Origin of the sequence: Novipirellula sp. (genome assembly GCF_041583735.1) — a bacterium.
Taxonomy (GTDB): domain Bacteria; phylum Planctomycetota; class Planctomycetia; order Pirellulales; family Pirellulaceae; genus Novipirellula.
Map to the genome: position 1 here is coordinate 1 of NZ_JBFHFD010000696.1, position 4,468 is coordinate 4,468.

Annotated in this window: 5 protein-coding genes and 1 pseudogene; 3 read left to right on the forward strand and 3 right to left on the reverse strand. The window is 53.2% G+C overall.

Features of this window, described 5'->3' with window-relative positions; genetic code table 11:
- The 3 genes from ABX962_RS31155 to egtB all read left to right on the forward strand — a co-directional run.
- Nucleotides 1-506: SDR family NAD(P)-dependent oxidoreductase (locus tag ABX962_RS31155; RefSeq protein WP_372725438.1), on the forward strand; the 506-nt coding region annotated here is incomplete at its 5' end.
- Nucleotides 507-698: 192 nt separating this feature from the next.
- Nucleotides 699-1,661, forward strand: coding sequence for an L-histidine N(alpha)-methyltransferase (gene egtD / locus ABX962_RS31160; protein WP_372725440.1), 963 nt, complete (start codon nucleotides 699-701; stop codon nucleotides 1,659-1,661).
- Between the two features lie 4 nt (nucleotides 1,662-1,665).
- Entirely contained in the window at nucleotides 1,666-2,946 is a 1,281-nt protein-coding gene (gene egtB, locus ABX962_RS31165; protein ID WP_372725442.1) for an ergothioneine biosynthesis protein EgtB, read from the forward strand.
- 59 nt (nucleotides 2,947-3,005) lie between these two features.
- Here egtB and ABX962_RS31170 read toward each other — a convergent pair whose 3' ends face one another.
- The 3 genes and pseudogenes from ABX962_RS31170 to ABX962_RS31180 all read right to left on the reverse strand — a co-directional run.
- Complete coding sequence (locus ABX962_RS31170) at nucleotides 3,006-3,353, reverse strand: tRNA-binding protein (protein ID WP_345684535.1); 348 nt, start codon at nucleotides 3,351-3,353, stop codon at nucleotides 3,006-3,008.
- Complete coding sequence (locus tag ABX962_RS31175; protein ID WP_372725444.1) at nucleotides 3,350-3,970, reverse strand: HD domain-containing protein; 621 nt, start codon at nucleotides 3,968-3,970, stop codon at nucleotides 3,350-3,352. The genes ABX962_RS31170 and ABX962_RS31175 overlap by 4 nt, the downstream gene beginning before the upstream one ends.
- Nucleotides 3,971-4,283: 313 nt before the next feature.
- Nucleotides 4,284-4,468: pseudogene (locus ABX962_RS31180) on the reverse strand (arylsulfatase); the annotation flags it as partial.

The window sequence follows — 4,468 nt, forward strand, 5'->3', positions numbered from 1 at the left end:
CCGTTCCGTGTCTTTTGGGAGGAGCGAGTTTTTTTGGCATATCGGGATCGTACGTGAACATTGCCATCGAAAGACACACCTTAGGGGAAAGTATCGATAAATATCAGATTAGAAAACAAGACAGCCATTGTGACGGGCTTGACTGCGGGAATCGGCTACGCGATCGCAACGGGATTGAATGCCGCCGGGCGGGTGTGGTCATTATTGGACGCAGCCAATCTCGATTCGACGAGGCAATCAAGACGCTCGCAGGCAAACGGAAGGAACTTGATCAGGGGAACAGCGGTCCGATCCGTGGCGTCGCTGCGGATCTTGCAACAGTCGATGGCTACCAACATTTTGTCGCCGAGATGCCTCGGGCTGACATCTTGGTCAACAACCTCGGCATCATCGCACCGAAGCCGCTTTTTGAAATCTTGGACGAGGATTGGGAGCACTTCTTTCAGACCAATGTGATGAGTGCTTGTCGACCAGCGTTATTTATTCATCCGAAATTTATTTGTTGACTAATTTCGCTGTATTTCCCGGGATCTCCGGTGTTCCTCTGGTATCGCTGCTGGCACTGCTGCAGTTGGCATAGTTTGTGCTCTGCTTGCCCGCGGGTCTATGCTGAAAATAGTACCCGCGTGATGTCACTGCATTGACTTCTTTGCAAGCCCCTTCAAACGCTGCCTCGGCGCGAGCGAGAGTTGACGAACATGAATCAAGCCAACGTTGTGCAGTCCACTGCTGTCCGAGCCGATACGTTTCTCGACGATGTGTTGGACGGGCTGTCGCGTCCCCACAAATCGCTGCCTAGCAAATACTTGTATGACGAGCGTGGCTCGCATCTGTTTGATCAAATCTGCGAACTGGACGAGTACTATGTGACGCGTACCGAGTTGGCGATTATGCAACGGCATGCGTCATCAATTGCTCATCAAATTGATACCGATGTAATGTTAGTGGAATATGGTAGCGGAAGCAGTTTGAAAACGCGTGTGTTACTTGATTCGCTGTCGCGTCCTGCTGCGTACGTGCCAGTCGATATCTCCGAAGAACATTTGCTGAACGCTGCTGAGCAGCTGCGATTAGCCTATCCAGACTTGAAGGTCCTGCCCGTCGTCGCCGACTTTACCCAGCCGTTTACGCTACCCGATTGCGAGCCGCCTGCGTCGCACGTCGCGTTTTACTTCCCTGGGTCAACGATCGGCAACTTCACCCCGCCGCAAGCTGGTAAACTGTTGCAGCAAATGGCATCGATGCTTGGGCAACAAGGTGGATTGTTGATTGGTATCGATCTGCAAAAAGATCTCGACGTTTTGCATGCGGCCTACGATGATCGCGATGGAGTCACAGCTGCGTTTAGTCTAAATCTGCTGAGCCGAATCAATCGCGAACTCGGGGGGGATTTTGATTGTGATCGCTTCCAGCATCACGCTGTTTACAACACCCTGCACCACCGAATTGAAATCAGTATTGTCAGTCTCGAAGATCAAGTGGTTTCCATTGGCGACCATGCGATCGAGTTTGCTGCGGGTGAAGGGATCTTGACCGAGTATTCTCACAAGTACACCGTGGACGGGTTTGCGAGGTTCGCTCGCCAGTACGGATTCCAATTGCACAAATCCTGGACCGATCCACAGAACTATTTCGCAGTCTTGCACCTCGTTATTGAATAAACACATGAGTAGTACTGCTGCTGCCCTATCGCCGGGGGAACAACTTCGTGCGTCCTACCTCGCAACGCGATCTTTTACCGACCAGATTGTTCAGCCGTTGTCGGCGGAAGACTGCACCGTTCAGTCGATGGACGACGCGAGTCCCACGAAGTGGCACCTTGCGCATACCACGTGGTTCTTCGAAACCTTTATCCTGCGGACTCAGTCGGATTATCGCGAATTCGATCCCGAATTCAATTTTTTGTTCAACTCGTACTACAACTCGATTGGTCGCCAGTATCCTCGATCGCGTCGTGGATTGATCTCTCGACCCGGAATGCAGCTGGTCGAGGATTATCGCAACCATGTCGATCGAGAAATGTCGAAACGTCTCGAGTGTGACGATTTCGCGACTCAGAATGCTAAGTTATTACAAATCGGGATCAATCACGAACAACAACACCAAGAGTTGATGCTGACTGACGCCAAGCACATGTTGTCATGCAATCCGACGTGGCCAATCTATCGTGATGATCCGTTTGATCGGGCAGTGGCGGAGCGAGCGGAGCGTTGGATCGAAGTGCCCGACGGGATGCATGACATTGGGCATGAAGGCGACGGTTTTGCCTATGACAACGAATCTCCGCGGCATACGACTCATTTGCACGCGACCTCGATTGCAACGACGCTTGTCACCAACGGCGAATTCTTGGAATTTATCCAAGACGGCGGCTACGAGCGACCCGAGTTTTGGTTGTCGATGGGCTGGGCAACCGTCCAACAGAACGATTGGGATGCCCCGCTGTATTGGGTGCAACAAGATGGTCGCTGGCACCAATTCACGCTTGCAGGATTGGTCCCCGTCGACCCAGATTGGCCCGTCACGCATGTCAGCTATTTCGAGGCCGATGCCTTCGCCCGCTGGGCAGGCAAACGGTTGCCTACCGAGTTCCAGTGGGAAGCGGCCTGTCAGATCGCGAAGCGTTCATCCGACGTATCGCTCGAACAAGAGCCGTTTGCGGATGTGTTGAAGCAGCAAAACAAGTGCATCCATCCGACGCGATCGCCAGCCGGGTTGATGGGCGGCGTGTGGCAATGGACCTGCAGCAGTTATGCAGGCTATCCCGGCTATCGACCGCCCGCCGGCGCGGTAGGCGAATACAACGGCAAATTCATGTGCAATCAATATGTATTGCGAGGCGGCAGCGTCGCGACATCGAGCAACCATATTCGCGAGACCTATCGCAACTTCTTTCCACCCGAAGCACGTTGGCAATTCACCGGCATCCGGCTCGCGAACGATTGATCCGATCGAAAGGGTGAGCCTGCGGCCTGAGCTCTTCCAAAGAGCCCCGCTGCATCCGTTTACGCCAACTTGGCACCGTTGTCGATTGATTTGTCGGGGACCGCCAGCACGACCGAGCCATCGTCACGATAGAAACCGACAATCAAAAATTCGGATAGAAAGGGGCCGATCTGTTTGACGGGAAAATTCACGACCCCGATGATTTGACGCCCCAACAGTTCGTCTTTGGTGTAAAGCGACGTGATCTGAGCACTGGTTCGCTTGACACCAATCTTAGGCCCAAAATCGACCGTTACCTTGTACGCTGGCTTCCTCGCTTCGGGGAAATCCAATACTGCGACGATTGTTCCCGCACACAGTTCGACTTGTTCGAAATCGTCCCAGCTGATGGTGTTTTGATGACTCATCTTGTTTCACCACATTCGTGTCGGAATTGGTCTAAGAACGTTCGCATGAATTGCTCGCGTTGGCCTGCAATTCGGCGAGCCGCATCGGTGTTCAGCAGATCATGTAGCTTAAAAAGTTTCTCGTCAAAGTGGTCGATTCCTGTTTTGTGTTTTCCACCCGGGTTATCCGACAGGTAGAAAGGTTGTCCGATGGCGGCCCCGTACTCGATCGTTCTGACGATACCGATCGCCCCGAGGGCGTCGAGTCGATCGGCGTCTTGCACGATCCTGGCTTCGAGTGAAAGTGTGGCGGGGTCGGCAGCCTTGCGAAATGAAATGGTATCAACAATCGTCGCGACATGCTCGATGGTGTTGGGATCGACGGAATGCTTGGACAAAATATCGCGGGCAAACTCGGCACTTCGCTCTTGGCCGTCGTGAAATTTCGCGTCGCCGAGATCATGTAGCAGTACTGCCAATTCGACGACAAAGCGATCGCCGCCGACTTCCGCTTGAATCTCACGAGCCGTTTTGAGTACACGCAACACATGATCGACATCATGTCCGGCCTGTTGTCCCGCCATCCGTTGGCAAACAAGACACTGCACTCGCTCTACGATTTCCGTTTCAGTCATCATCGTTCTAACTCTCCGATAGGCGTCCAGGCTATCATTAAACGCCAGCCTTATTTCGCGAACCGATCGTAGCGAAACGGGCCGATCGTTTCGAGTGATCGTAACGAATCTCTCCAGTCGTTTCGAACGATCGTAGCGAAACTCGCCAAGAGTTTCGAGCGGCTTGATGCCCAGAGACGCAGCAGTTCGGGACAGAGGATATGGGAGGTGTTGTTGGGATCGACCAGGATCCGCAACGATTCACCTCGATCTCGAAAGTCTTCGGTTCGTTTGACACTGAGCCCATACGCGTTGACGGTCCGCGATCGTCATTTGGCTAGGGCGTCGAGAGCCGCAGTTCTTTTTTCCACCATTCGAGATACTGGTCGGCGGAAACGTTCGGATCGAGTCCGCGTTTACGCTGCGTGTTTTCATACCACTTTCGTTTTTCTGCAGTGATCGCATCGTGATAGGCTTGATCGCCTTCGCGGATCGCCCCTTGGTCGCCGCTCGTTTCAATCC

Coding starts and splice junctions, on each gene's coding strand:
- ABX962_RS31170 (WP_345684535.1), bottom strand. CDS start 3,353: ATGAGTCATCAAAACACCATCAGCTGGGACGATTTCGAACAAGTCGAA.
- egtB (WP_372725442.1), top strand. CDS start 1,666: ATGAGTAGTACTGCTGCTGCCCTATCGCCGGGGGAACAACTTCGTGCG.
- egtD (WP_372725440.1), top strand. CDS start 699: ATGAATCAAGCCAACGTTGTGCAGTCCACTGCTGTCCGAGCCGATACG.
- ABX962_RS31175 (WP_372725444.1), bottom strand. CDS start 3,970: ATGATGACTGAAACGGAAATCGTAGAGCGAGTGCAGTGTCTTGTTTGC.